The organism is Pseudomonas sp. LBUM1645, from assembly GCF_059716185.1.
The window spans coordinates 6259040-6282441 of record NZ_CP166811.1 but is presented as its reverse complement, the minus strand read 5'-3'; the positions used below and the strand labels follow the sequence as shown (position 1 = coordinate 6282441).

Genomic DNA, 23402 nt, shown 5'->3' with positions numbered 1-23402 from the left:
GCGATTACTCTGAATCCTTTGTTGTAACGATAGGGGATGCGTCTGTTTCGTCGTCCGCATACGGGTCGGGATAGCCCAACTCTGCAAGCAACGTTCGTTCCAGTGCTTCCATTTCTTCGGCTTCATCGTCATCTATATGGTCGTAACCCAACAGATGCAAGCAGCCGTGAATCACCAGATGCGCCCAATGGGCGTTAAGAGCTTTGCCTTGTTCGGCGGCTTCGCGCTCGACCACCGCCACGCAGATCACCAGATCGCCCAGCAGCGGGATGTCGAGAAACTCGTCGGGCACATCGGCAGGAAACGACAAGACGTTAGTGGCGTAATCCTTTTGCCGCCAGGTGTGATTCAGCTCACGACCTTCCTCTTCATCGACCAAACGAATGGTCATTTCGGAGTCGGCTGTGCGCTGGCGCAGCGCCAGTTCACACCATTGGCGGAACTCGGCTTCGCTTGGGGCAGGCGCGTCGGTAGCCAGTTGCAGATCAAGCTCAAGCATCGTGGCGATTGTCCTTGGACGAGAACTTCGCCGGTTCGTCGGCTACGCGATTCTCGAAGCGCTCGTAGGCTTCGACGATGCGCTGCACCAGTGGATGGCGCACGACGTCTTTGGGCATGAAATGGGTAAAGCTGATTCCCGGTACGTCCTTGAGCACTTCGATCACATGGTGCAGCCCGGATTTGGTGCCTTTCGGCAGGTCGACCTGGGTGATGTCACCGGTGATGACCGCGGTAGAGCCGAAGCCGATCCGGGTCAGGAACATCTTCATTTGCTCGACGGTGGTGTTCTGGCTTTCGTCGAGGATGATGAAACTGTTGTTCAAGGTGCGACCGCGCATGTAGGCCAGCGGCGCAACTTCGATCACCTGACGCTCGATCAGCTTGGCGACGTGTTCAAAACCGAGCATTTCGTAGAGTGCGTCGTAGAGCGGGCGCAGGTACGGGTCGATCTTCTGCGACAGGTCGCCAGGCAGGAAGCCAAGCTTTTCGCCCGCTTCAACCGCAGGACGCACCAGCAGGATGCGGCGAATCTGCTCGCGTTCCAGTGCGTCTACCGCGCAGGCAACGGCCAGATAGGTCTTGCCGGTACCGGCCGGGCCGATGCCGAAGTTGATGTCGTTACCGAGGATTTCCTTCACGTAGCGCAACTGATTCAAGCCGCGAGGGCGAATCATGCCTTTTTTGGTGCGCAGGGCGACGGAAGGTTCGGAGGGGGAGACGTTGTCCAGCTCTTGGACGGCCGATTCCTGCAGGAACAGGTGAACCATGTCCGGCGACAGCTCGGTACCCTTGGTTTCCCGGTACAGGCGGCGCAGGAGGTTTTCCGCGGAGGTGGTGTGCTTGGGCTCGCCGATCAGTTCGAACTGGTTTCCGCGGTTGCGGATCTCGATGGTCAGGCGCTGTTCGATCAAGCGCAGATGCTCGTCGAATTGCCCGCACAGATTGGCGAAGCGGCGAGCTTCAAAAGGCTCGAGGATAAAACGATGTGGTTCTATGGGTGCGTTCAAGGTCGTATTTAGCCGCCCTGGGGCAATTAAGATGAAATCAAGGATAACGCCAGTGGCCTGGGTGCGAAAGCTCTTATACAGACCAATGTTGAACACCGGACTTGTAGGAGCAAAGCTTGCTCGCGATGGCTGGCTGGTATTCAACACATGTGTCGTCTGACCTGGCGCCATCGCGAGCAAGCTCGGCTCCTACAATGATATGCGGTGTTACTGGATCAGCGAGCCCCGCAGCGAGTGCGGCTGAGCGGCGTCGATGTGCACGTCGGCGAACTGACCAATCAACGTCGGATTGTCGCAGCGGAAATTGACGATGCGATTATTCTCGGTCCGGCCTTGCAGTTCACCGGGGTCTTTTTTCGAATAATCGGTCACCAGGATCCGCTGGATCGAACCGACCATTTGTCGGCTGATCTCGAAGCCTTGCTGGTTCAGGCGATGTTGCAGGGCGTTCAGGCGTTCTTTTTTCAGCGCTTCCGGCGTTTCGTCGGCCAGATCCGCAGCTGGAGTACCCGGGCGTTGGCTATAGACGAACGAGTAGGAGAAGTCGAAGCCGACGTCTTCGATCAGCTTCATAGTCTGTTCGAAGTCTTTTTCGGTCTCGCCCGGGAAGCCGACGATAAAGTCCGAGCTGATGCAAATCCCCGGCACGGCAGCACGCAGCTTGCGCAGTTTGGATTTGTATTCCAGCGCGGTGTGGTTGCGCTTCATCGCCGAGAGGATTCGGTCCGAACCCGATTGCACGGGCAAGTGCAGGTGTTTGACCAGTTCCGGCACGTCGGCGTGGGCCTGGATCAGGCTGTCGGAGAACTCCAGCGGGTGTGAGGTGGTGTAGCGGATGCGGTCGATGCCATCGACGGCGGCGACGACGCGGATCAGTTCGGCGAGATCTGCCAGGCGTCCATCGTGAGTGGTCCCGCGATAGCCATTGACGTTCTGCCCCAGCAAGGTCACTTCGCGCACGCCGTTTTCAGCCAAGTGGATGATCTCGGCGATCACGTCATCGAAAGGTCGGCTGACTTCTTCGCCGCGGGTATAAGGCACCACGCAGAACGTGCAGTACTTGCTGCAGCCTTCCATGACCGACACGTAGGCGCTTGGCCCATCGACGCGCGGTTCGGGCAAGTGGTCGAACTTTTCGATTTCGGGAAACGAGACGTCGACTTGCGGCAGCTTGGTAGCGCGGGCGGCGTCGATCATTTCCGGCAGGCGGTGCAGGGTCTGCGGGCCGAAGACCACGTCCACGTACGGTGCGCGGTCGCGAATTGCAGCGCCTTCCTGGCTGGCCACGCAACCGCCGACGGCGATGACCATGTCCGGGTTGGCCAGTTTCAGTTCGCGCCAGCGGCCGAGCTGGGAATACACCCGATCCTGGGCGCGTTCGCGGATCGAGCAGGTATTGAGCAGGATCACGTCGGCATCTTCAGCGCGAGCGGTGACTTCCAGGGCCTGATGTTCGCCCAGCAGATCGACCATGCGCGAGCTGTCGTACTCGTTCATCTGGCAACCGTGGGTTTCGATGTAAAGCTTCTTGGCCATGGAAAGAGTCATCACGTGATTCAAAGAACCGCGCATTATAGGGAACATGACCCAAGGTTCCTACCGCTGTGCGTCCGGTGGCTATGCTATAGTTCGCGCCCTCATTTTTATCCCCGATGTGTTGCTCGCCCACCATGACCAAACGTGAAGCTCCAATCTACAAGGTGATTTTCCTCAACCAGGGCCAGGTGTACGAAATGTATGCCAAGCAGATCTATCAAAGTGATCTGTGGGGCTTCCTGGAAGTGGAAGAGTTCGTCTTTGGCGAGCGCACGCAAGTGGTCGTCGATCCGAGCGAAGAGAAGCTCAAGGCTCAGTTCGAAGGCGTTGTGCGCAGCTTTGTGCCAATGCATTCGATCGTGCGGATCGACGAAGTCGAGCGCCTCGGTACGCCGAAAATCAGCGAAGCCCGCGGCGCGGTCGGCAATGTCATGCCGTTTCCGATGCCGATGCCTGAGAAGTAAGCCTCAAGACCGAGTCGCCCCCAATCGCGAGCTTGCTCGCGATGAGGGCAGTCAGAGCGACGCAAAATTCAAGGCAGTGGCGAAAACGGCGTACGCCCATCGGCGCTCTGCAATTCCATCAGATATTTGCGGAAGATTTGCCCCAGTACCTGGGTAGCTACTTCCAGTTCTTCGCGGGGCATTTTCTCGGCGACTTCGTCGGCGGTGTCCAACGCTTCTTCAGCGCCATTGACCGCAGCCATTTTCAGCACGATATACGCCTGAACGTTATTGGCCGGTACGCCTTCGCCGTGGAAGAACATGGTGCCGAGTTTGAATTGCGCCTGAGCATGGCCTTGCAACGAGGCCTTTTCGAAGTAGCTCAGGGCTTTTTTGAGGTCGCGCGGCGTATTTTTGCCGTCGTAGTAGAACTCACCCAACTCGTATTGCGCTTGCGCATCCCCTTCATCCGACGCTTTCTGGCAGGCGGCGAGAGCCTGTGCCAGGTCTTGCGGCTGAGTATTGAGGGTGCAACGACCCATCGCTGGGATTAACAACGAGTTGCCGCCTGCTTGTGCGAGCGCGAGCAGGGGCTGAAGGAGCAACAGGCAGCCCAATGCAAGGGCGCGGCCGGTGCGGTTCATGGGAATCGACTTACCTCTGAAGGGCGCGCGGACCCATCGAGGGATCCAATAAGCGCGCATTATGAAATAAGCAGGGCCAACCTTACAAAGTCTTTACTCGTTTTTCTGCTGCGCGGGGAATATATCGCCCACTTTGCTGGGGATTTTGCGCAGAAGCGTAGGAATAAGGGCGGGAAAGCAGGTGAAAGCTGACGCTGGCAACCGCCAACGTCAGCAGCGCAGCGTTATTTCAATGCAGCAAATGCGCGCTCGGCGGCATCCAGCGTCAGTTTCAGCTCGGTTTCGCCGTGGGCGATCGAGGTGAAGCCGGCTTCGAAGGCGCTCGGCGCCAAGTACACGCCGCCTTCGAGCATCAGGTGGAAGAAGCGCCCGAACAGGGCGGCGTCGCTGGCCATAACGTCATCGAAGGTCACGATGTCGTCGGCGCCGCTGAAGTACAGGCCGAACATGCCACCGGCCTGTGTAGTCACGAACGGAATGCCCGCCGCATCGGCGCGTTGTTGCAGGCCATCGAGCAGGCGGCTGGTGTAGTCAGTCAACTCGGCGTGGAAGCCCGGGCGGCTGATCAGGCGCAGGGTCGTCAGGCCGGCAGCCATGGCCAGCGGGTTACCCGACAAGGTGCCCGCCTGATAGACCGGGCCCAATGGGGCGATGTGCGACATGATTTCGCGCTTGCCGCCGAAGCAGCCAACCGGCATGCCGCCACCGATGATTTTGCCGAAGGTGGTCAGGTCTGGCGTCACGCCGTAGTGGGCTTGTGCACCGCCAAGGGCGACACGGAAACCGGTCATCACTTCGTCGAAAATCAGCACCACGCCATGCTTGTCGCACAGGGTGCGCAGGCCTTCGAGGAAACCTGGCGCCGGCGGTACGCAGTTCATGTTGCCGGCCACTGGCTCGACGATGATGCACGCCACGTCCTGGCCGACTTCAGAAAGCATGGTTTCTACGGCGTCGATGTCGTTGAACGGCAGGGTCAGGGTGTGTTTGGCGAAGGCCGCCGGCACACCGGCCGAGCTCGGCACGCCTTGGGTCAGGGCGCCGGAGCCGGCCTTGACCAGCAGGCTGTCGGAGTGACCGTGGTAGCAGCCTTCGAACTTGATGATGCTGTCGCGGCCGGTGAAACCACGGGCCAGACGGATCGCACTCATGGTCGCTTCGGTACCGGAGCTGACCATGCGCACCATTTCCATCGACGGCACGATCGAGCAGACCAGATCAGCCATCTGGGTTTCCATCTCGGTCGGCGCGCCGTAGGACAATCCGTGCTCAAGCTGTTTGCGCACGGCGTCCAGCACGTCCGGATGACTGTGACCGAGAATCATCGGCCCCCAGGAACCGACGTAATCCACATAACGCTTGTTGTCTTCGTCGGTGACGTAGGCGCCTTCCGCGTGTTTGAAGAACAACGGCGTGCCGCCCACGCTTTTGAATGCGCGAACAGGCGAGTTCACGCCACCGGGAATGTGTTTCTGGGCATTGGCAAACAGCGTTTCGGAACGAGACATGATCGGGCTCTCAAATCAGATTTTTAAGCTACTTAAATAGAAAGCAGGGCGTTGAATGCGCGGGCGCGGCGTGTCACTTCAGCCGTGCTCTCGGCGCCAAACAGACCATGGACCACCGCCAGTAGATCGACCCCGTGGGCCACCAATGGCGCGGCGTTTTCCAGGGTGATGCCGCCGATCGCGCAGATCGGCAGGTGCAGTTTGCTGCGGGCCTGGTCGAGCAACTCGAGGCTGCAAGTCGGTGCGCCGGGTTTGGTGTTGGAGTTGAAGAAACGACCGAAAGCGACGTAACTGGCGCCTTCCTTGGCCGCTTGCTCGGCGAGTTCGAGTTGCGCGTGGCAGGTCGAACCGATGATCGCCTGGCGACCGAGCAGTGCCCGAACCGGCATCAGCGGGCCATCGGTCTGGCCCAGGTGCACGCCGACGTTCAGGCGTGCAGCGAGTTCGGCATCGTCGTTGATGATCAACTGGGTCTTGTAGCGTTCACACAGATCGCGCAAAGCTTCGGCCTCGCGCAGACGGCGGGCCTCGTCGCTGCTCTTGTCGCGGTATTGCAGCAGGGTGACGCCGCCTTCCAGCGCCGCCTCCACGTACGAAAGAAATTTACCTGCCAGCAGTTGGCTATCGGTAATGGCGTACAGGCCACGTAGCTTCATCGGGCAATCCTTTTTGCTTTACGCATGGACAGTTACGAACAGAAATCCAGCGGCAGGCGGCGCGGCACGAACTGGCCTTTGCCCAACTGCTCCGCATCACGCAGGGTACGCCACGTGTAGTTAAGCGCGGTCTGCACGGCACTGGCGAGATTTTCGCCGAGGGCCAGACGACCGGCGAGGGCACTGGCCAGCGTGCAACCGGAGCCGTGATAACTGCCGGGCAAGCGTTGGCAGGTGAAGGTTTCGCGGTGACCGTCGCGGCTGTACAGGCGATTGTGGATTTCGTGTTCATCGCCATGGCCGCCGGTGATCAGCAGGTGTTTGACGAATGGCAGGAGTTTTTCAGCGCACTCGTCCGCGGTGCCTTCGGGCAGTTCGGCGAGGATGCGGGCTTCGGGAAGGTTTGGGGTGGCGATGATCGACAGAGGCAGCAGGCGCTCGCGCATGGCGTAGCCGACTTCATCCTTGCCCAGGCGTCCGCCGCCACCGGCGCGCAGCACCGGATCGCAGACCACCGGCAAATGCGGGTGCGCCGAGAGCAGTTCGACTACGGTGTCGACCATTTCCAGGGAACCGAGCATGCCCAGTTTGACGGCAGCGACTTCGGAATCGTTGAGCACAGCGTTGGCCTGGGCCAACACCCACTCACGGTCGAGGACGCGGAAGTCAGTGACGTTGACCGTGTCTTGCACGGTCAGGGCGGTGACGGCCGGGGCCGCATGACAACCCTGAGCGAGCAGGGCTTCGATATCTGCCTGCAAGCCGGCGCCACCACTTGGGTCGTGGCCGGAGAGACAGAGGACAACGGGGCGAGAGCTGTAGATATTCATGGTGCGCGAGCTTACCACCAGTCGACCGACGAGTCATGACGGTCCATGTAGCAGCTGGCGAAGCCTGCGTTCGGCTGCGTAGAAGTCGTAAAACCTGAACACGCGGTCTGCCTGATACACCGCAGCGACTGACTTCACGACTGCTACGCAGCCGAACGCAGGCTTCGCCAGCTGCTACAGGGAATAGGTCGTTGTCACAAACTGACCGGCGAAACAGCTCTAGCCGAATGCGTTGAGCTGGAACGCCCGTGCTAGAGCCTTTGTAGGAAAAATTTCAATGGTGTTCAATGGCCACCAACGGCTATGCTAGAGTGGATCCAAACCAATAACAGGTAATACCGGTTTTACGTCTACTCAAAAGGAATGAGGGGCTTCCTGAGATAACCGGACAGGCCACGCTGGGGCTTAAATGCGCTATTTGCTGATGTTGCTGTTGTGCTTGCCCCTCATGGCGAGTGCAGTCGAATTCGACGAATTCACTCAAAGCCTTCCCCTGGGCCGAACCCTGCAAGTGTTCGAAGACGCGGGCGGTCAGGCGACCATCGCCGATGTCCGTGCACAAGCCGCGGCCGGAAACTTCAAACCCCACGACAAAGCCACCCTCAACGCCGGTTACTCGCGTTCAGTGTTCTGGCTGAAAATCGACCTGCATTACCGCCCGAACAACCCCGCGGTGCAACGCACCTGGTTGCTCGAACTGGCCTATCCGCCCCTTGATCACATTGATCTCTATTTGCCCGATGCGGCTGGTGGCTATCAACTGGCTCGCCAGACCGGCGATGCCTTGCCGTTCGACAGTCGCGAGATCCGCCAGAACAACTACCTGTTCGATCTGAACTTCGCTCCTGATCAAGCGCAAACGCTGTACCTGCGCCTGCAGAGTGAAGGGTCGATCCAGGCACCGGTCACCCTCTGGTCGAGCACTGCCTACCTGGAAGAGCAACCGATCCGACTGTATGTGCTGGGGCTGATCTACGGCGTATTGCTGGGGATGCTGGTGTACAACCTGTTCATCTATCTCAGCGTGCGCGATACCAGCTACCTCTATTACATCTTCTATATCGCCTCGTTCGGCTTGTATCAGCTGTCAGTGAACGGCGCGGCGGTGGAGTATTTCTGGCCGAACAATCCCTGGTGGGCCAACGCAGCGACGCCGTTTTTCATCGGCTGCGCAGGCCTGTTCGGTAGCCAGTTCGCCCGCGGCTTCTTGCAGACGGCGACCCACAGTCGTTGGCTCGACCGCTTACTGCTGGCGTTGATTGCGTTTAGCGCGGTGGTGGTCGGGTTGTCGTTGATGACCAGTTACGCCCTGGCCCTGCGCCTGGCGACGGCGCTGGCACTGACCTTCACCGTAGTGATTTTTGCCGCAGGGATTTTCGCCTGGCTGCGTGGCCTGCGAGTGGCGCGTTATTTCATCATTGCCTGGTCGGCGTTTTTACTCGGCGGCATCGTCAACACCCTGATGGTGCTGGGTTACCTGCCAAACGTGTTCCTGACCATGTATTCCAGCCAGATCGGCTCGGCGATTGAAGTGGCGCTGCTGTCACTGGCGCTGGCCGATCGCATCAACGCCATGCGCGAGCAACAGGCACAGACCCTGTTCGATGCCGGTCAAACGCTCGAAGTGCTGAACCAGCAACTGGCTCACAGTAACAAGCTCAAGGACGAATTCCTCGCCACCCTGACTCACGAACTGCGCACGCCCATGAACGGTGTGATCGGTTCGCTGGAGCTGATGCAGACCGTCGAGATGGACCCGGAGCTGGAGCAATATCAGCAAACGGCCTACGGTTCGGCGCGAGACATGATGCGCATGGTCAACGGCATCCTCACCCTGACCGAATTGCAGGCCGGCAAGCTCAAGACCTATCCGGCCGTTTTCAGTTTGCGCGGCGTGGTCGAGGCTTTGCGCTTGCAGTTCGAGGGCAACGCGTTGAGCAAGTCGCTGGACTTCAAAGTCGAGGTCACGCCGGGGCTGCCGGATCGCTTGCACGGCGACAGCGCCAAGTTGGCGCAATGCCTGGAATGCCTGCTGGAAAACGCAATCAAGTTCACGCGGATCGGTGGACTGGCGCTGCGGGTGACGGGTAAACCTGTGGCGCCCGACCGACTGGCACTGTCCTTTGCGGTGATCGACACCGGCATCGGCTTCACCGATCTGGGGGAGGCGACACTGTATCAGCGGTTCTTCCAGCTCGATGGCTCGATGACCCGTGAATACGGCGGTCTGGGCGTTGGCCTGGCGATCTGTCGGCAACTGGTCGAACTGCTCGGTGGAAAACTGACTCACCGCTCCGAGCCTGGTCGTGGCAGCCGCTTCCAGCTCGACGTCGAGTTCGAACTGCCCGTGGTGGAGCGGCAGTCAGTGCCCTTGATGAACCGGGAATTTCCTCGTCTGCGGCTGCCTCAGGACTGCACCGTCCTGCTGGTTGATGACAACAGCATCAATCAGCTGGTGATGCGTGGCATGTTGCTCAAGCTGGGCTTCCGGGTGCGCACCGCCGACAACGGGGCTACCGCGATCGATCACTTGCAGCGCGAAACCTTCGATGCGGTATTGCTTGATTGCCAGCTTCCATCTCTGGGTGGCGCGTCCCTCTGTTGCCAGATACGCGCGTTGCCGGGCTGCGCCGAACTGCCGGTATTCGTGATTGCCTCGAGCATTGATCGGGAACGCTGCCCAACCGGTGCCTTGATCGATTACCTGAGCAAACCGGTGAAATTCGAGGACCTGCAGGCAGCGCTCTATCGTCGAGTGCTGTGTCCAAAGCAAGGCGAAAGCGCCGACAGTTAGGCAGATATGACACTTTGTTCGGTCAAGGGGCGGTGCTTAACTGAAGTCACTTGGCTGACCAAAGGAGCCCCGTCATGAACCTGCATCAGTTCGCCGAAACTCACGAAGTCACCAACCAGCCGCCGTCGCTGGACGGCGCCAACCTGTATCGCATCGACCTGCCGTTGCAGGAGTGGTCGCGGCGTTTCGGGGCCGGGTGGGCCGAGTCGCGGATCGACGCTTACGGCGCACTGGCCGGCGGGCCGCTGATGGAAGCGGGGTTCCTGGCCAATCAGAACAAGCCGGTTTTCAGCAGCCATGACCGTTACGGCCATCGCATCGACCTGGTGGAGTTTCACCCGGCCTATCACGAACTGATGCGCACGGCGGTCGAGCACGGTTTGACCTCATTGCCCTGGGCGCATCCGCAGTCCGGCGCCCACGTCGCCCGCGCTTCCATGACCTACCTGCACAGCCAGGCCGAAGCCGGTAGTGGTTGCCCGCTGACCATGACCTTCGCCAGCGTCCCGGCGATGCGTCTGCAACCGGACCTGGCCGAGCAGTGGCTGCCGAAAATCCTCTCTACCGAATACGACCCGCGCAACGTCGGCATGGCCCACAAGGCCGGAGTCACCATCGGCATGGCCATGACCGAGAAACAGGGCGGCACCGACGTGCGGGCCAACACCACCAAGGCTTTTCCGATCGGCGCCAGTGGTCCGGGCCAGGCGTATGAACTGGTGGGCCACAAGTGGTTCTGTTCCGCGCCGATGTGCGATGCCTTCCTGACCCTGGCCCAGACTGACAAGGGTTTGACCTGTTTCCTGCTGCCGCGCCACCGTCCGGACGACACGCGCAATCAGTTCTACATACAACGTCTGAAGAACAAACTCGGCAATTGCTCCAACGCGTCCAGCGAGGTGGAGTTCCGTGGTGCGCTGGCGTGGATGGTCGGCGAGGAGGGACGGGGCGTTCCGACCATCATCGAAATGGTCGCCATGACCCGCTTCGATTGCATGGTCGGCTCCAGTTCGCTGATGCGCCAGGCTCTGACCCAGGCCAGCCATCACTGCGCTCACCGCAAGGTCGGCGGCAAATTGCTCAGCGAACAACCCTTGATGCAAAACGTACTGGCCGACCTGGCCCTGGAAAGCGAAGCCGCCCTGGCCTTGAGCCTGCGCATGGGGCAGGCGCTGGATCATCTGGATGACGAGCATGAAGCCAAATTCGCTCGGCTGGTCACAGCGGTGGGCAAGTACTGGATCTGCAAGCGCGCGCCCGGAATGATCAACGAAGCTGCCGAATGCATGGGCGGCGCCGGTTATGTCGAAGACAGCATCTTGCCGCGGTTGTACCGTGAGGCACCGGTCAATTCGACGTGGGAAGGTTCCGGCAACGTGCAATGCCTCGACGTGTTGCGAGCGTTGTCGAAGGAGCCGGGTGTGCTCGACGTATTGTTCAGCGAATTGGGCGATGGTCATGGCGACAAGCGCCTGGCTGCACACATCATTCAATTGCAGGCGGCCTTTAAAGATACCAGCGACATTCAATACCGCGCCCGCCAGCTCACCGAAGACATCGCCTTGGGCCTTCAGGCCAAGCTGTTGCTGGAGGCGGGCAACGCCGCCGTCAGTGACGCTTTCATTGCGAGCCGCCTCGGTTCCGCCGGTCGGGTGTATGGCGCGTTGCCACGTGGGCTGGATGTGGAAGCGATTGTCGCCCGGTCGACCCCGCAGAACTTCTGACCAGTTCCTGATGAACGACACTGAATCCATGTGGGAGCGAGCTTGCTCGCGATGACTGAATAACATCCGGCATAGATGTCGCCTGACAAACCGCTATCGCGAGCAAGCTCGCTCCCACATCGGATCTACGGTGGACTGGGCATTTGTGTAGCAACCGCTGTTCCCGTGAAGCGACGATGCAGGCAAGATGAAGGCCTGCAAGTCAGAACACAGGATGCTGATCGTGACCGAAGCTTTTATTGTCGTTCAAACCGCCGAGCAAGCCGTGGACCGGCTTGCGCTCTTGCACAATCGTGCAACCACCGCGCTGAACCAGGCGCTCAAGCGTTACCTCAAGGATCGAGTCGAACCGGACGCCGAACAGCGTGCGATGTTTCGTTATCCCGAACTGCGTCTGACCTACCATTGCCAGGGCGAAGTCCCACAGACCACTCGGGCCTACGCCAAGGTTCAGTTGCCGGGGACTTACAGCGTCACCGTCACTCATCCCGCCGCCTTCCGTAAATACTTGCTGGAACAGCTGGTGCCGTTGATGCACGACTTCACCGTGACGGTAGAAGTCGGCATCAGTCAGCAAAACATTCCTTATCCGTACGTGGTTGAGCAGGGCGATGAACTGGCCGGCTCCGGCGTCACCGCTGCGGTGCTGGCGCGAGTGTTCCCGAGTACGGATTTGTCTGCCGCGACCGATGGCATCGCCGACGGTTTGTACGATTGGGAAAACACCGACCCGCTGCCGCTGGCCTTGTTCGACGCTGCGCGGGTGGATTTCTCCCTGCGCCGCCTGGTGCATTACACCGGCAGCGACTGGCGTCATGTGCAGCCATGGATTCTGCTGACCAACTACCACCGCTACGTTGACCAGTTCATCGTCCATGGCCTGGAACAGTTGCGCAGCGATCCGCGTTTCGTGCGCATGGTCTTGCCGGGCAACGTGATCATCGAAAAGAGCATGGACCACGGCGAAGCCTCGGCGATTGCCGCCGGTGTGGTTTGGCACCGCTATCAGATGCCGGCCTATCACCTGATCGCCACCGATGGCCACGGCGTGACCCTGGTGAACATCGGCGTCGGCCCGTCCAACGCCAAGAACATCACCGACCACCTGGCGGTACTGCGTCCGCATTGCTGGCTGATGATCGGTCACTGTGGCGGTTTGCGTCAGTCGCAGACCATTGGCGATTACGTGCTGGCGCACGCTTACATGCGCCGCGACGGGATTCTCGATCGGGTCGTGCCGCCGAATATTCCGATTCCGGCCCTGGCCGAAGTGCAGATGGCATTGCAGCAAGCGGCGGCCAATATCACCGGTGAGAAGGGCGACGAGCTGAAAAAACGCCTGCGCACCGGCACCGTACTGACCTACGACGACCGTAACTGGGAATTGCGCTGGGCTCAGGAGCGTCCGCTGATCAACCTGTCTCGCGCCGTGGCGGTAGACATGGAAAGCGGCACCATCGCGGCGCAAGGTTATCGCTTGCGGGTCCCGTACGGCACGTTGCTCTGTGTCTCGGACAAACCGTTGCACAGCGAAATCAAACTGCCGGGTTCGGCCAACGCCTTCTATGAGCGCGCGGTCAGCCAGCATTTGAAGATCGGTATCGAGGCGGTGGATCTGTTGCGCACCGAACTCAACTCGCTGCACTCGCGCAAACTGCGCAGCTTCGACGAGCCGCCGTTCCGCTGATTGTTCTCATGGTCATTTAGCGGTCAGGGCACTAGCATTAGCAGCCCTGACCGTTAGATGTTCCTTTTCCCATGTCTCGTCCTCAACGTCCCGTTTCCCGCCGCCCTGGCGTGAAGCCTGCGCCATCGTCCTCAGCCCCGCGCCGTGTCGCCAAAGCGCCGCCGGCCGAGCCGAAGCTGATTCTGTTCAACAAGCCGTTCGATGTGCTGACGCAATTCAGCGACGGAGAAGGGCGGGCGACGCTCAAGGATTACATCGAGATTCCCGGGATTTACCCGGCAGGACGGCTGGACCGCGACAGCGAAGGCTTGCTGCTGCTGACCAATGATGGCCAGCTACAGGCGCGGATAGCCGACCCGAAACACAAACTGGCGAAGACCTATTGGGTGCAGGTGGAAGGCGAGCCGAGCGCCGAGCAATTGCAGCGTTTGCGCGATGGCGTCGAACTGAATGATGGCATGACGCTACCGGCTGAAGCACGGCAGCTTGAAGAACCTGAACTGTGGCCGCGCAACCCGCCGGTGCGCTTTCGCAAAAGTGTGCCGACCAGTTGGCTGGAGCTGGTGATTCGCGAAGGGCGCAACCGTCAGGTACGGCGTATGACCGCGGCGGTCGGCTTGCCGACGTTGCGTCTGGTGCGGGTCAGAATCGGCGACTGGTCGATCGAAGGGCTCGATCAGGGCCAGTGGAAGGAAGTGCCGGCGCGTTTATAACGTGCCGGATTCGATCAGGCCGATGACCACGCTTTTGATCACGAACGCGGCCACGCCCAAGCCGAGTACGAAGAACAGGATGAACGAGCCAAAGCGTCCTGCCTTGGATTTCTTCGCCAGATCCCAGACGATGAAACCCATGAAAATGATCAGGATGCTGACCAGTCCGGTCATCATCCACTCTTCGAATACTGCAGGATCCATCGAACATCTCCAGCGCGGGCGAGGCTAAAAGGCGCTGGAGTATACGACATGGGGGATTGGCTAAGTATTGACCTGCGGCAGCGTGTCGCAGCTATTCGTCGCCTGGCCCTACCCTTGTAGAAGCGGGTCTCAGCTGCGCAAGTGAGTGAGGGGCAGCTCAGTACTGTTCAATACCTGGTTCAACACAAAACTCGACCGCACACTCGTCACCCCTTCAATCCGGGTGAGGTGTCCCAGCAGCAATTTCTGATAATGGTCCATATCCGGCACCACCACCTTGAGCTGGTAGTCGGCATCCATCCCGGTCACCAGGCTGCATTCCAGCACCTGCGGCAACGTACGAATCGCCGCTTCGAAGTTTTCGAAACGCTCCGGCGTATGGCGGTCCATACCGATCAACACGTAAGCCGTCAGGCTCAAACCGAGCATCTTGCGGTCCAGCAGGGCCACCTGGCGGGAGATGTAACCGTCGTCCTCCAGCTGCTTGACCCGCCGCGAGCATGGCGAGGGGGACAGGCCGATGCGTTCGGCCAGCTCCTGGTTGGAGATGCGCGCGTCACGCTGCAATTCCGCCAAAATGCTCAGGTCGTATCGGTCGAGTTTGCTCATCAATCAGGCCTTTGTCATAACTATTGCGGTGGATTATCTATCCAGGGTTAAAAATTGCGCAAGTGATGTTTATTTGAGCAATCTTCGCAATCCTCTGCCGGCGCCGCGAGCCTATTCTTATCACCAGAATCACTGCTCGGACAAACAGTCCACAGCGGCTCGCCCAATCAGGCCAGCTGCGGTCGCCACCCCCACAGGGGATGTGCCGCCCCCCGAGCTACACACTGTCCAGAAGACGGCGTGAGGTGAGCCGACGTCAAAAGCGTCGAGCACGGACGAAGTTCTCAAAGGGAGGCCGACGGGTCTCCCTTTTCTTTTGCCCGGAATTTGCCGACTGCCCTCAATAAATAAGTTGCGCGACTGATAACCTGTTGCAGAACCGGCCTGTGCTTTCCCAGTCTTACGTACAGGCCCTAACCCGCAGTGAGGAAAAGCATGAAGTCGCGCATCTGGCGTTTGGCCGGTGTTGGTTTGCTGTGTGTAAGTGTCACTGCGCAATCGCTGGCCGATGAGCCGCAAAACCGTGGCCCCGATGGCGGGCAGCGCGGGTCGGATGGCCACCAGGGAAACAATCAGGGCCACGGCGGCAATAACCAGCCGCGCCCGCAGAACAATCCGCAGCAGAACCAGCCGCGTGCGCAGAATAACGACATCATTCGTGGCGACAACAGTCGCCAGTTCGAGCACAACGGCCAGAATCAGAACAACGGCCAGTGGCAGAACCAGCCGCGGCCGCAGCACGATTACAACAATCCGGTTCGCTCGCCGCCGCCACCTCCGCAGTTACCAGCCAACGATCTGCCGATTCAGGGGCGGCCCGACACCGTGCGCCAGACCCAGCAGCCACAGCGTGGTTACTACCAGGACGTGCCGCGGCGCAACGATAACAACCAGCATTGGCAGAACAACGGTCCGCGTCCCGATGACCATCGCTGGGCCGGTCGCCCGGATGGGCATGGCAATGGCTGGGGACCTGGCCCGCAGTACCGTCCCGGTCATGTGATCGATCGCTTCCCGGACCGTGATTACCGTGTGCCGTACCGTGGTCAGGATTACTTCTACTCCGGCGGCTACTGGTATCGCCCACAAGGCCCACGCTACGTGGTGGTTCAGCCGCCACGCGGAATTCGCGTCAGCTACTTGCCCGATTACGCGCGTGAAGTGTGGATCGGCGGGGCGCTGTTGTTCCTGGCGGCCGGTTCCTATTACGCCTATCAGGAAAACACTCAGGATTACGTCGTGGTCGAGCCACCCGTGCAACCGCAGCCGCAACCGGTCAGCAATAGTTTTGACGTGGTGGCGTATCCGGCCAACGGTCAGTCGCCAGAGCAGGTCAACCAGGACGGTTACGAGTGCTATCAATACGCGGTACAGCAGAGTGGCTTCGATCCTCGAACGGCCACCTACCAGCCGGATCCGTCGGTGGTGCAAGCCTACCGACAGGCCCAGGGCAACTGCCTGAGCAGTCGCGGCTATCAGGTTTCTTTCTGAACCTTGCCTGCCAGTACCACTTCCTGCGGGTCGGCGTGCACCAGCACTTCGGCTCGCGGATAAGCCGCGTGAATCGCATCGGCGGCTTGGTCGCTGATGCCGTGAGCGACTGACAGGGTCAAATCCCCTGGCAGTTCCAGGTGCAACTGCACGAACCACTGGTTGCCGGAAATCCGTGTGCGCAGGTCGTGCGCCCCCAATACTCCCGGTACGCTGCAGGCCAGTTCGAGCATGTGCTGGCTGACGTCCGACGGCAGCTCTTCATCCATCAGCACGGTAAAACTTTCCCGGGCGATCTGAATCGCGCTCCAGAGAATGTAGGCGGCGATCCCCAATCCGAACCAAGGGTCGACCTGATGCCAGCCAAACCCGGCGAGCACCAGCGCCACCAGAATGCTGCCGTTGAGCAGCAGGTCCGAGCGGTAATGCAGGGAGTCGGCGCGCACCGCGTTGGAGCCGGTCGCCTTGACGACCCGATGTTGCAACGTCAGCAGGGCCAGGGTCAGCGCCAGGGAAAACACAATCACCCCGATACTGATCCATGGCGCGCCCACCGGTTCCGGGTGTTTCAGTCGATCAATCGCCTGCAAGGCAATCAGCACCGCACTGCCGCCAATGAACAACGCCTGAGCCATGCCCGCCAGCGACTCGGCCTTGCCGTGTCCATACCGATGATCATCGTCAGCCGGGCGCAACGCGTAATGCACCGCGAGCAGGTTGAGCAGCGAGGTGACGCCGTCGAGGGCCGAGTCGGTCAACCCGGCGAGCATGCTCACCGAGCCGCTCAACCACCAGGCGATGGCTTTGGCGACGATCAGCGTGCACGCCACCGCCACCGAGGCACGGGTCGCCAGCCGCAGCAGGCGGGCGTGTTCGGAGCTGGAGATCATAGGTGCTGTCGTTCCTTCTTATGCACGGATTACGCGGCAGGTTGCAGGCCGAACATGGCCAGTTGCTGAGCGCTGCCCTTGTGCTGGATCAGGCGCGGGTCATCCAGCGGGAAGCTGCGGCCCAGTTCGGTTTCGAGAATAGTCTGCAACTTGTGGTTATCGACCTTGCCGTCGGCGCCTACGGCTTCCTTGAGTTTTTCCGGGGCCACCTGGGCGGTCTTGCCTGGCTCGAAGTAAATCGCGCCAGTGGCGAAGTCCACGGCAAACGCGATCAGGCCGGGGATGATGTAGAACAGCAAGCCCACGGCATCCAGCGCGGCGATGGCCGGGTCGATCTTGCCGTCGATCTGACCGCGACGGTCAGGGTAGAAAATCGATCCGCAAGCGGTCACCTGGGTCAGCAACGTCGCGACCAATACACCGCCAATCAAGCGAAAGGGAACACGCATATGAAATCTCCTGAGTCATCTGGAAAACGAAGCGTCGTCGTTATGAATTAGGACCGCGACGAACGCCAGGCAGTTCGCCGTTATACTCGCGCCTCTGTTTGGGAGCCAGCATGATTTCTTTGCCGATTGATGAAGTTTTACCCGCCCTGCGTGAAGCCTTGGCTACACGCCACGAAGCCGTGCTCGAAGCGCGCTGAACTAAAACGCTGGTAACGCGATTATTGAACAGTAACAGTCTGGCTGTTACTGTGCTGAAAACGTGTTATTGGGTGTCGAAGTGAAAACCAGCAGACAAGAGATTCAAGATTACTTCGAATCGATTTTCGGGGTTAAACCCGAAATCAAGCGCTGGGGGAAAACCAAAGGTTTACCCTTTTACCTCTTGGACGAATACGCCTTCGACATCGTGACGCTCTACGATCGGCAATGCCTCGTATTGCTTGCTCACGAGCCTTTTGAAAACGTTGCGACGATCCGCAAGCACATCGAAATTCTGCAGAAAATGGTGGATCACCCGATCCTCTACGCGACCGGTGCACTCAAATCATATGAAAGAAAACGTCTCATCGAGTCGGGCGTTCAGTTTGTAGTGCCTGGCAATCAACTCTTCGCTCCACAGCTTGGAATGGATCTGCGTGAGTTTTTTCGCAGCAGGCAAGTCGAAAAACAAGTCATGGGCCCAGCGAGCCAGGTACTGCTTATCGCAGCCATCAGCCGAGGGTGGGATAAGGACTTTACCTTTCGAGGCGGAGATCTGGTGGGGGGGGACGCGTATTCGAAAATGACAATGTCCAGGGCGATGAAAGAATTCCAATCGTTCGGATTGATAGAGCCTGCCTCGAATGACAAACCACCTCGCTGGCGCTTTGTAGCGACGCCTGAAGTTATCTGGGAAAAAGCCCTTCCAGCATTACAAAACCCGGTGAAACGGGTGACGTACTCTGATTGGCCCCCTTTGTTACAGAGATTGGCTGGTCTGTCTGCGCTCAGCAAAGCGTCGATTCTCGGGGAGCCCCCGATACCGATAATCGCGTTTTCCAAAGAAGAGTGGGACTTGGAGGTCAGGGGCTCTGGCCGCAAAGAAGTCGGTCGATTTGATGATCCCGCTTTTGAGGTCGAAATCTGGAGTTACTCTCCTGATCACATTCCTGGCAAAACCTGTGTTCCAGTGTCGAGAGAAAGTGTGGACCCTCTGTCTCTCTACCTCAGTTTAAAGGATGACGTAGACGACAGAGTCCAGATCAGCCTTGATGAAATGATGGAGAAGATCGAATGGTAAAAGGACTGGATACCTTTCGCGGGGCCTTTGCCGGCCACGCGGATCGATATGTGCTGATCGGCGGCGTTGCAGCCAGCCTGGCCCTTGAAGAAGCAGGCCTGGAGTTCCGGGCGACCCGTGATCTGGATATCGTTCTCATCATTGAAGCTTTGGATGACGTGTTCGGCGCCGAGTTCTGGGCGTTCGTGAAGCGCGGCGGTTACACGGAGCGTCAGGCGCTTGATGGGCCGACAAGACGCTATAGATTCGGCAATCCTGCCGACGAGAACTACCCGGTACTTTTGGAGTTATTCTCAAGGGCCCCTGAAGGCTTATCATTGCCGGAAGGTGCTCACCTGACTCCAGTCCCTGTAGACGGAGAAATTTCCGATCTGTCAGCAATTCTACTCGACGAGGCTTATTACGCCTTCATCGTAGAAGGTCGTAACGACACTGCGGATCTTTCCTACATTGGTGTCGACCGACTGATCCCGCTAAAAGCACAGGCATGGACCAATCTCAGCCGCCCGGAGTGCGAAGAGTCGAACGCCGGCCGCAAAAGTAATAAACACCTGAAAGACATTATTGTTTTGTCTCGGCTTCTTTCAGCAGACTCTGAATTTGATCTACCGGAAAGCATCGCAGAGGACTTACGGCAGTTTCTGGATGTCATGCCTTCACTGGACGTGGACATGAAAGCCATCGGGCTGCGTGGAGTGACTATCGCTGAAATAGCGACGCGCATACGAACCGCATTCAAAATCTAGATTCTGAGCGCCCGGTTACATTGAGCCGGGCGCTTCGCCGTTATACTTCCCAGCTTGCCTGGGAGCCAGCATGATTTCTTTGCCGATTGATGAAGTTTTACCCGCCCTGCGTGAAGCCTTGGCTACACGCCACGAAGCCGTGCTCGAAGCACCGCCCGGTGCCGGTAAAACCACCCGCGTGCCGTTGGCCTTGCTTAACGAGTCCTGGTTGGCCGGGCAGACCATTCTGATGCTCGAACCGCGCCGTTTGGCCGCGCGGGCAGCAGCGGAGCGTCTGGCCAGTGAGCTGGGCGAGAAGGTCGGTGAAACCGTCGGCTATCGCATTCGTCTCGACAGCAAAGTTGGCCCCAACACCCGCATTGAAGTGGTCACCGAAGGGATTCTGACCCGACGCTTGCAAGACGACCCGGCGCTCGAAGGCGTTGGCTTGCTGATCTTCGACGAATTCCACGAGCGCAGCCTCGACGCCGATCTGGCGCTGGCCTTGAGCCTGAATGGCCGCGAGCTGTTTCGTGACGATCAACCGCTGAAAATCCTGTTGATGTCGGCAACGCTGGAAGGCGAACGCCTGGCCGGGTTGCTCGATGATGCGCCGATCCTGCGCAGCGAAGGCCGCATGTACCCGGTGGCGATGCGCTGGGGGCGGCCGTTCCAGCCCGGAGAATTCATCGAGCCGCGTCTGGTGCAGACCATCCTTGAAGCCTTGAATGATGAAACCGGCAGCGTGCTGGTGTTCCTGCCGGGGCAAGCGGAAATCCGTCGCGTGCATCAGCAACTCGCCGATGCACTGGGCGAGAGCACACAGGTTCTGCTCTGCCCGTTGCACGGTGAACTGGACCTCGCCGCCCAACGCGCCGCGATCGATCCGCCCCCCGCCGGCAAACGCAAAGTGGTGCTGGCGACCAACATCGCCGAGACCAGCCTGACCATTAATGGCGTGCGCGTGGTGATCGATGCCGGTCTGGCGCGAGTACCACGTTTCGATCCGGGCAGCGGCATGGCCCGCCTCGACACTCAGCGTATTTCCAAAGCCAGCGCCACTCAGCGCGCGGGCCGGGCAGGTCGGTTGGAACCGGGCGTGTGTTATCGCTTGTGGTCGCAGGATCAGCACGAGCAACTGGCGGCCTACGCCAGCGCGGAAATTCTCTCGGCGGATCTTGCCGGTTTAGCGTTGCAGCTCGGTCGCTGGGGCGTGACACCGGGGCAATTGGTGTGGCTCGACGTACCACCAGCCGCCGCTTATGCGCAGGCTCAGGACTTGCTTGATCGCCTGGGCGCATTGGACGGCGAAGCGCTGACCCGCCACGGTCAGGCCATGGCCGAACTGCCGGCCCATCCGCGCATCGCACATTTGCTGTTGCGCGGTCAGGCGCTCGGCCTGGCCGACATGGCGTGCGATGTAGCGGCCTTGCTCGGTGAGCGGGATATTTTGCGTGGCGCCGGAGCGGATCTGCACAGCCGATTGGTTCTGTTGTCCGGCGAAGAACGGGCCGCCCGCGGTGCTCAGGGTGGCGTTCAACGTGCTCGGCAACTGGCGCGGCAGTATCGCGGTTATCTGCGGGGCAAGGCGTCGGAACCGGTCAGCGATCCGGATCATCCGCGTTGGCTCGGTGCGTTGCTGGCACTGGCTTATCCAGATCGGGTTGCTCAGCAACGTCGTGCGGGTGGCGCGGAGTATCGCCTGGCCAACGGCCGTGCAGCGCTGTTCGCCGAAGCCGACAGTTTGATGAAGCAACCGTGGCTGGTGATCGCCGATCTCGGCAGCCGTCAGGGCCAGCGTGAGGAGCGGATTTATCTGGCGGCGGATTTCGATCCGGCGCTGTTCGACTCGGTGCTGGCCGAGCAAGTGCGCGTGGTCGATCAACTGGATTGGGACGAGCGCGAAGGCGTGTTGCGTGCCGAGCGTCAGCGTAAGGTCGGTGAATTGATCCTCAGCCGCGAACCGCTGACCGGCCTCGATGAGACCGCCCGCAGTCAGGCACTGGTGAATCTGGTACGACGCAAAGGTCTGGAGCTGTTGCCGTGGACGCCAGAGCTGCGTCAGTGGCAAGCGCGAGTGGCGTTGCTGCGACAGCTGGACCTCGGCAGTAAAGAGCAGAGCGAATGGCCGGATGTCAGCGACGCCGCCTTGCTCAAAAGCCTCGAACATTGGCTGATGCCGTATCTGGGCAAAGTTTCGCGGCTCAGTCACTTCGCCAATCTGGACCTGTCGAGCATCGTCCATAACCTGTTGCCGTGGCCGCTGCCGCAACGGCTCGATGAACTGGCTCCGCATCATTTGAGCGTGCCGTCGGGTTCGTCGATTCGTCTGGATTACAGTGAACAGCCGCCGATTCTGGCGGTGCGGTTGCAGGAGTTGTTCGGCCTGGCCGAAACGCCGCGGATTGCCGGTGGCCGGCAGGTGGTCAAACTGCATCTGCTGTCCCCGGCGCGGCGGCCGGTGCAGGTGACACAGGACCTGGCGAACTTCTGGCGCAGTACGTATGCCGAGGTGAAGAAAGATTTAAAAGGGCGCTACCCGAAACACTATTGGCCGGATGATCCGCTGGTGGCCGAAGCGACTGCGCGGATCAAACCGCGTAAAAGCTGAAGATCAAAAGATCGCAGCCTCGTTTCACTCGACAGCTCCTACATGTACCGCGTATCCCTTGTAGGAGCTGTCGAGTGAAACGAGGCTGCGATCTTTTGACGTTGATGTTCAAGAGGCGGCCTTGGCGGTCAACTGCTCCCGGCAATAGTCGGCAAACAACTGCGCGGGTTTGGTCAACTGCCCGCGCTTCAACCACGCCGCCACCAGCCCTGAGCCGGTGATGTCTTCGACGATGTCCACGCACACCACTTTCTGGCCGTCATAGGTGCATTCCGAATGCGGCCGGGTGACCAGGATCGAGAAGCCGAACCCTTGCCCGACCATGCCCCGGACCATCTCGATCGACGGTGAGCTGAAGGCAATGTTCGGCGTCAGCCCCAACTCTTCGAACAGGCTGACGAAGTAGGTCCGGCTCGGTTGTACGTCCAGCAGAATCATCGGCTCCAGGCACAGATCGCGCAGCGACACTTGCTTGAGCTGGGCAAAGCGATGATCCGCCGGCAGCAGCGCATAAGGCCGTTGCGCCGGCATCAGTGGTTCGGTCTGGATAGTAGCGTCGAGATCGTGCTCATAGAGGATCGCCAAGTCGAAAGTGCCTGAGGTCAGACCTTGCACCAGCTCTTGCTGTTCGCCGTCGCGGATGCGGATTTTCACCCCCGGATACAGCGCTGAGAACCCGGCAATCAACTGCGGCAGGTACAGCGGCGCGACCGTCTCGAAGCAACCGATATCGATTTGCCCGGCCACCACGTCGTTGTCGGCGAGGGCGTTCTGCTCGAATTCCTTGGCCATGCGCAGCAGTTCCTGGGCCTTGCGGTAGAAGCGTGCGCCGCTGGGGGTCAAGGACACGCCCTGAGCGTGGTGACGGATCAGCAGTTGCACGCCGAAGCTGTCTTCCAGGCCTTTGATCGCCGTGGAGATCGCCGGTTGGGCGATGTACAGCTTGCGCGACGCCTCGGCGACGCTGCCGCATTCGACGGTGGTGATGAAGTACTTCAATTGACGCAGGTTGTAGGCAGCCACGGCAAACCTCGGGGTGGATGATTTCGACATCCAAGCAATTTTCGCGCCGACTGCATCCGTTCTGACGACGGTGTTGTT

The 23402-nt window shown here is 59.8% G+C and carries 21 protein-coding genes and 1 pseudogene; 10 read left to right on the top strand and 12 right to left on the bottom strand.

Translation table 11 applies throughout. The annotated features are described in order from the left end of the window. Positions 1-4 precede the first annotated feature (4 nt). The 3 genes from ybeY to miaB form a co-directional block, all read right to left on the bottom strand. Entirely contained in the window at positions 5-499 is a 495-nt protein-coding gene (ybeY, locus tag ACA079_RS28585) for an rRNA maturation RNase YbeY (RefSeq protein ID WP_497701734.1), read from the bottom strand. Next, complete coding sequence (locus ACA079_RS28580; RefSeq protein WP_497701733.1) at positions 492-1508, bottom strand: PhoH family protein; 1017 nt, start codon at positions 1506-1508, stop codon at positions 492-494. The genes ybeY and ACA079_RS28580 overlap by 8 nt, the downstream gene beginning before the upstream one ends. A gap of 207 nt (positions 1509-1715) precedes the next feature. Beyond that, on the bottom strand, positions 1716-3044 hold the full coding sequence (miaB, locus tag ACA079_RS28575; protein WP_176471591.1) for a tRNA (N6-isopentenyl adenosine(37)-C2)-methylthiotransferase MiaB: 1329 nt from the start codon (positions 3042-3044) through the stop codon (positions 1716-1718). A gap of 134 nt (positions 3045-3178) precedes the next feature. Here miaB and ACA079_RS28570 point away from each other — a divergent pair, with 134 nt between their 5' ends. Next, entirely contained in the window at positions 3179-3508 is a 330-nt protein-coding gene (locus ACA079_RS28570; RefSeq protein ID WP_007894425.1) for a DUF1820 family protein, read from the top strand. Positions 3509-3576: 68 nt separating this feature from the next. On the opposite strand, the gene ACA079_RS28565 is transcribed toward ACA079_RS28570, so the two are convergent. From ACA079_RS28565 to ACA079_RS28550, 4 genes are all read right to left on the bottom strand, one after another. Next, on the bottom strand, positions 3577-4131 hold the full coding sequence (locus tag ACA079_RS28565; RefSeq protein WP_111451157.1) for a tetratricopeptide repeat protein: 555 nt from the start codon (positions 4129-4131) through the stop codon (positions 3577-3579). 224 nt (positions 4132-4355) lie between these two features. Next, the gene (gene hemL, locus ACA079_RS28560; RefSeq protein WP_497701732.1) at positions 4356-5639 is read right to left on the bottom strand and encodes a glutamate-1-semialdehyde 2,1-aminomutase; all 1284 of its coding nucleotides are present in this window, start codon (positions 5637-5639) and stop codon (positions 4356-4358) included. A 32-nt stretch (positions 5640-5671) separates the two neighbouring features. Continuing rightward, positions 5672-6295: a thiamine phosphate synthase gene (gene thiE / locus ACA079_RS28555; protein WP_056744592.1), complete on the bottom strand. Its 624-nt coding sequence runs from the start codon at positions 6293-6295 to the stop codon at positions 5672-5674. A gap of 32 nt (positions 6296-6327) precedes the next feature. Beyond that, positions 6328-7125, bottom strand: coding sequence for a hydroxymethylpyrimidine/phosphomethylpyrimidine kinase (locus ACA079_RS28550; RefSeq protein ID WP_033054181.1), 798 nt, complete (start codon positions 7123-7125; stop codon positions 6328-6330). 409 nt (positions 7126-7534) lie between these two features. Between ACA079_RS28550 and ACA079_RS28545 the strand changes: the two genes are divergently transcribed. From ACA079_RS28545 to ACA079_RS28530, 4 genes are all read left to right on the top strand, one after another. Next, positions 7535-9919: a 7TM diverse intracellular signaling domain-containing protein gene (locus ACA079_RS28545; protein ID WP_497701731.1), complete on the top strand. Its 2385-nt coding sequence runs from the start codon at positions 7535-7537 to the stop codon at positions 9917-9919. Between the two features lie 74 nt (positions 9920-9993). Continuing rightward, positions 9994-11643 (top strand): acyl-CoA dehydrogenase family protein, encoded by a 1650-nt coding sequence (locus ACA079_RS28540; RefSeq protein ID WP_497701730.1) that lies wholly within the window; start codon positions 9994-9996, stop codon positions 11641-11643. A 187-nt stretch (positions 11644-11830) separates the two neighbouring features. After that, entirely contained in the window at positions 11831-13330 is a 1500-nt protein-coding gene (amn, locus tag ACA079_RS28535; RefSeq protein ID WP_497701729.1) for an AMP nucleosidase, read from the top strand. 71 nt (positions 13331-13401) lie between these two features. After that, positions 13402-14043: a pseudouridine synthase gene (locus tag ACA079_RS28530; RefSeq protein WP_033054187.1), complete on the top strand. Its 642-nt coding sequence runs from the start codon at positions 13402-13404 to the stop codon at positions 14041-14043. On the opposite strand, the gene ACA079_RS28525 is transcribed toward ACA079_RS28530, so the two are convergent. Next, positions 14038-14247: a DUF2788 domain-containing protein gene (locus ACA079_RS28525; protein ID WP_007937369.1), complete on the bottom strand. Its 210-nt coding sequence runs from the start codon at positions 14245-14247 to the stop codon at positions 14038-14040. The genes ACA079_RS28530 and ACA079_RS28525 overlap by 6 nt on opposite strands. Before the next feature lie 129 nt (positions 14248-14376). Next, on the bottom strand, positions 14377-14856 hold the full coding sequence (locus tag ACA079_RS28520) for an Lrp/AsnC family transcriptional regulator (protein ID WP_007937367.1): 480 nt from the start codon (positions 14854-14856) through the stop codon (positions 14377-14379). Positions 14857-15291: 435 nt separating this feature from the next. Here ACA079_RS28520 and ACA079_RS28515 point away from each other — a divergent pair, with 435 nt between their 5' ends. Then, on the top strand, positions 15292-16347 hold the full coding sequence (locus tag ACA079_RS28515; RefSeq protein ID WP_497701728.1) for a DUF6515 family protein: 1056 nt from the start codon (positions 15292-15294) through the stop codon (positions 16345-16347). On the opposite strand, the gene ACA079_RS28510 is transcribed toward ACA079_RS28515, so the two are convergent. Both ACA079_RS28510 and pmcY read right to left on the bottom strand, forming a co-directional pair. Next, positions 16332-17237, bottom strand: a complete 906-nt coding sequence (locus ACA079_RS28510; protein WP_497701727.1) for a cation diffusion facilitator family transporter — start codon at positions 17235-17237, stop codon at positions 16332-16334. The genes ACA079_RS28515 and ACA079_RS28510 overlap by 16 nt on opposite strands. A gap of 29 nt (positions 17238-17266) precedes the next feature. Then, positions 17267-17686: a periplasmic Zn2+ metallochaperone PmcY gene (pmcY, locus tag ACA079_RS28505; protein WP_497701726.1), complete on the bottom strand. Its 420-nt coding sequence runs from the start codon at positions 17684-17686 to the stop codon at positions 17267-17269. Between the two features lie 110 nt (positions 17687-17796). Here pmcY and ACA079_RS28500 point away from each other — a divergent pair. The 4 genes and pseudogenes from ACA079_RS28500 to hrpB all read left to right on the top strand — a co-directional run. Further along, positions 17797-17877 (top strand): annotated as a pseudogene (locus tag ACA079_RS28500) (DEAD/DEAH box helicase); the annotation flags it as partial. Between the two features lie 86 nt (positions 17878-17963). Continuing rightward, positions 17964-18965, top strand: coding sequence for a hypothetical protein (locus ACA079_RS28495; RefSeq protein WP_497701725.1), 1002 nt, complete (start codon positions 17964-17966; stop codon positions 18963-18965). After that, positions 18959-19711 carry a nucleotidyl transferase AbiEii/AbiGii toxin family protein gene (locus ACA079_RS28490; RefSeq protein ID WP_497701724.1) on the top strand — a complete coding sequence of 251 codons (753 nt, stop codon included), beginning with the start codon at positions 18959-18961 and terminating at the stop codon, positions 19709-19711. Before ACA079_RS28495 ends, ACA079_RS28490 begins: the two co-directional genes overlap by 7 nt. Positions 19712-19781: 70 nt before the next feature. After that, entirely contained in the window at positions 19782-22301 is a 2520-nt protein-coding gene (gene hrpB, locus ACA079_RS28485) for an ATP-dependent helicase HrpB (RefSeq protein ID WP_497701723.1), read from the top strand. Positions 22302-22409: 108 nt separating this feature from the next. Here the strand turns inward: hrpB and ACA079_RS28480 are convergent, their stop codons facing one another. Next, entirely contained in the window at positions 22410-23324 is a 915-nt protein-coding gene (locus ACA079_RS28480; RefSeq protein WP_046048823.1) for a LysR substrate-binding domain-containing protein, read from the bottom strand. Between the last annotated feature and the right edge of the window lie 78 nt (positions 23325-23402).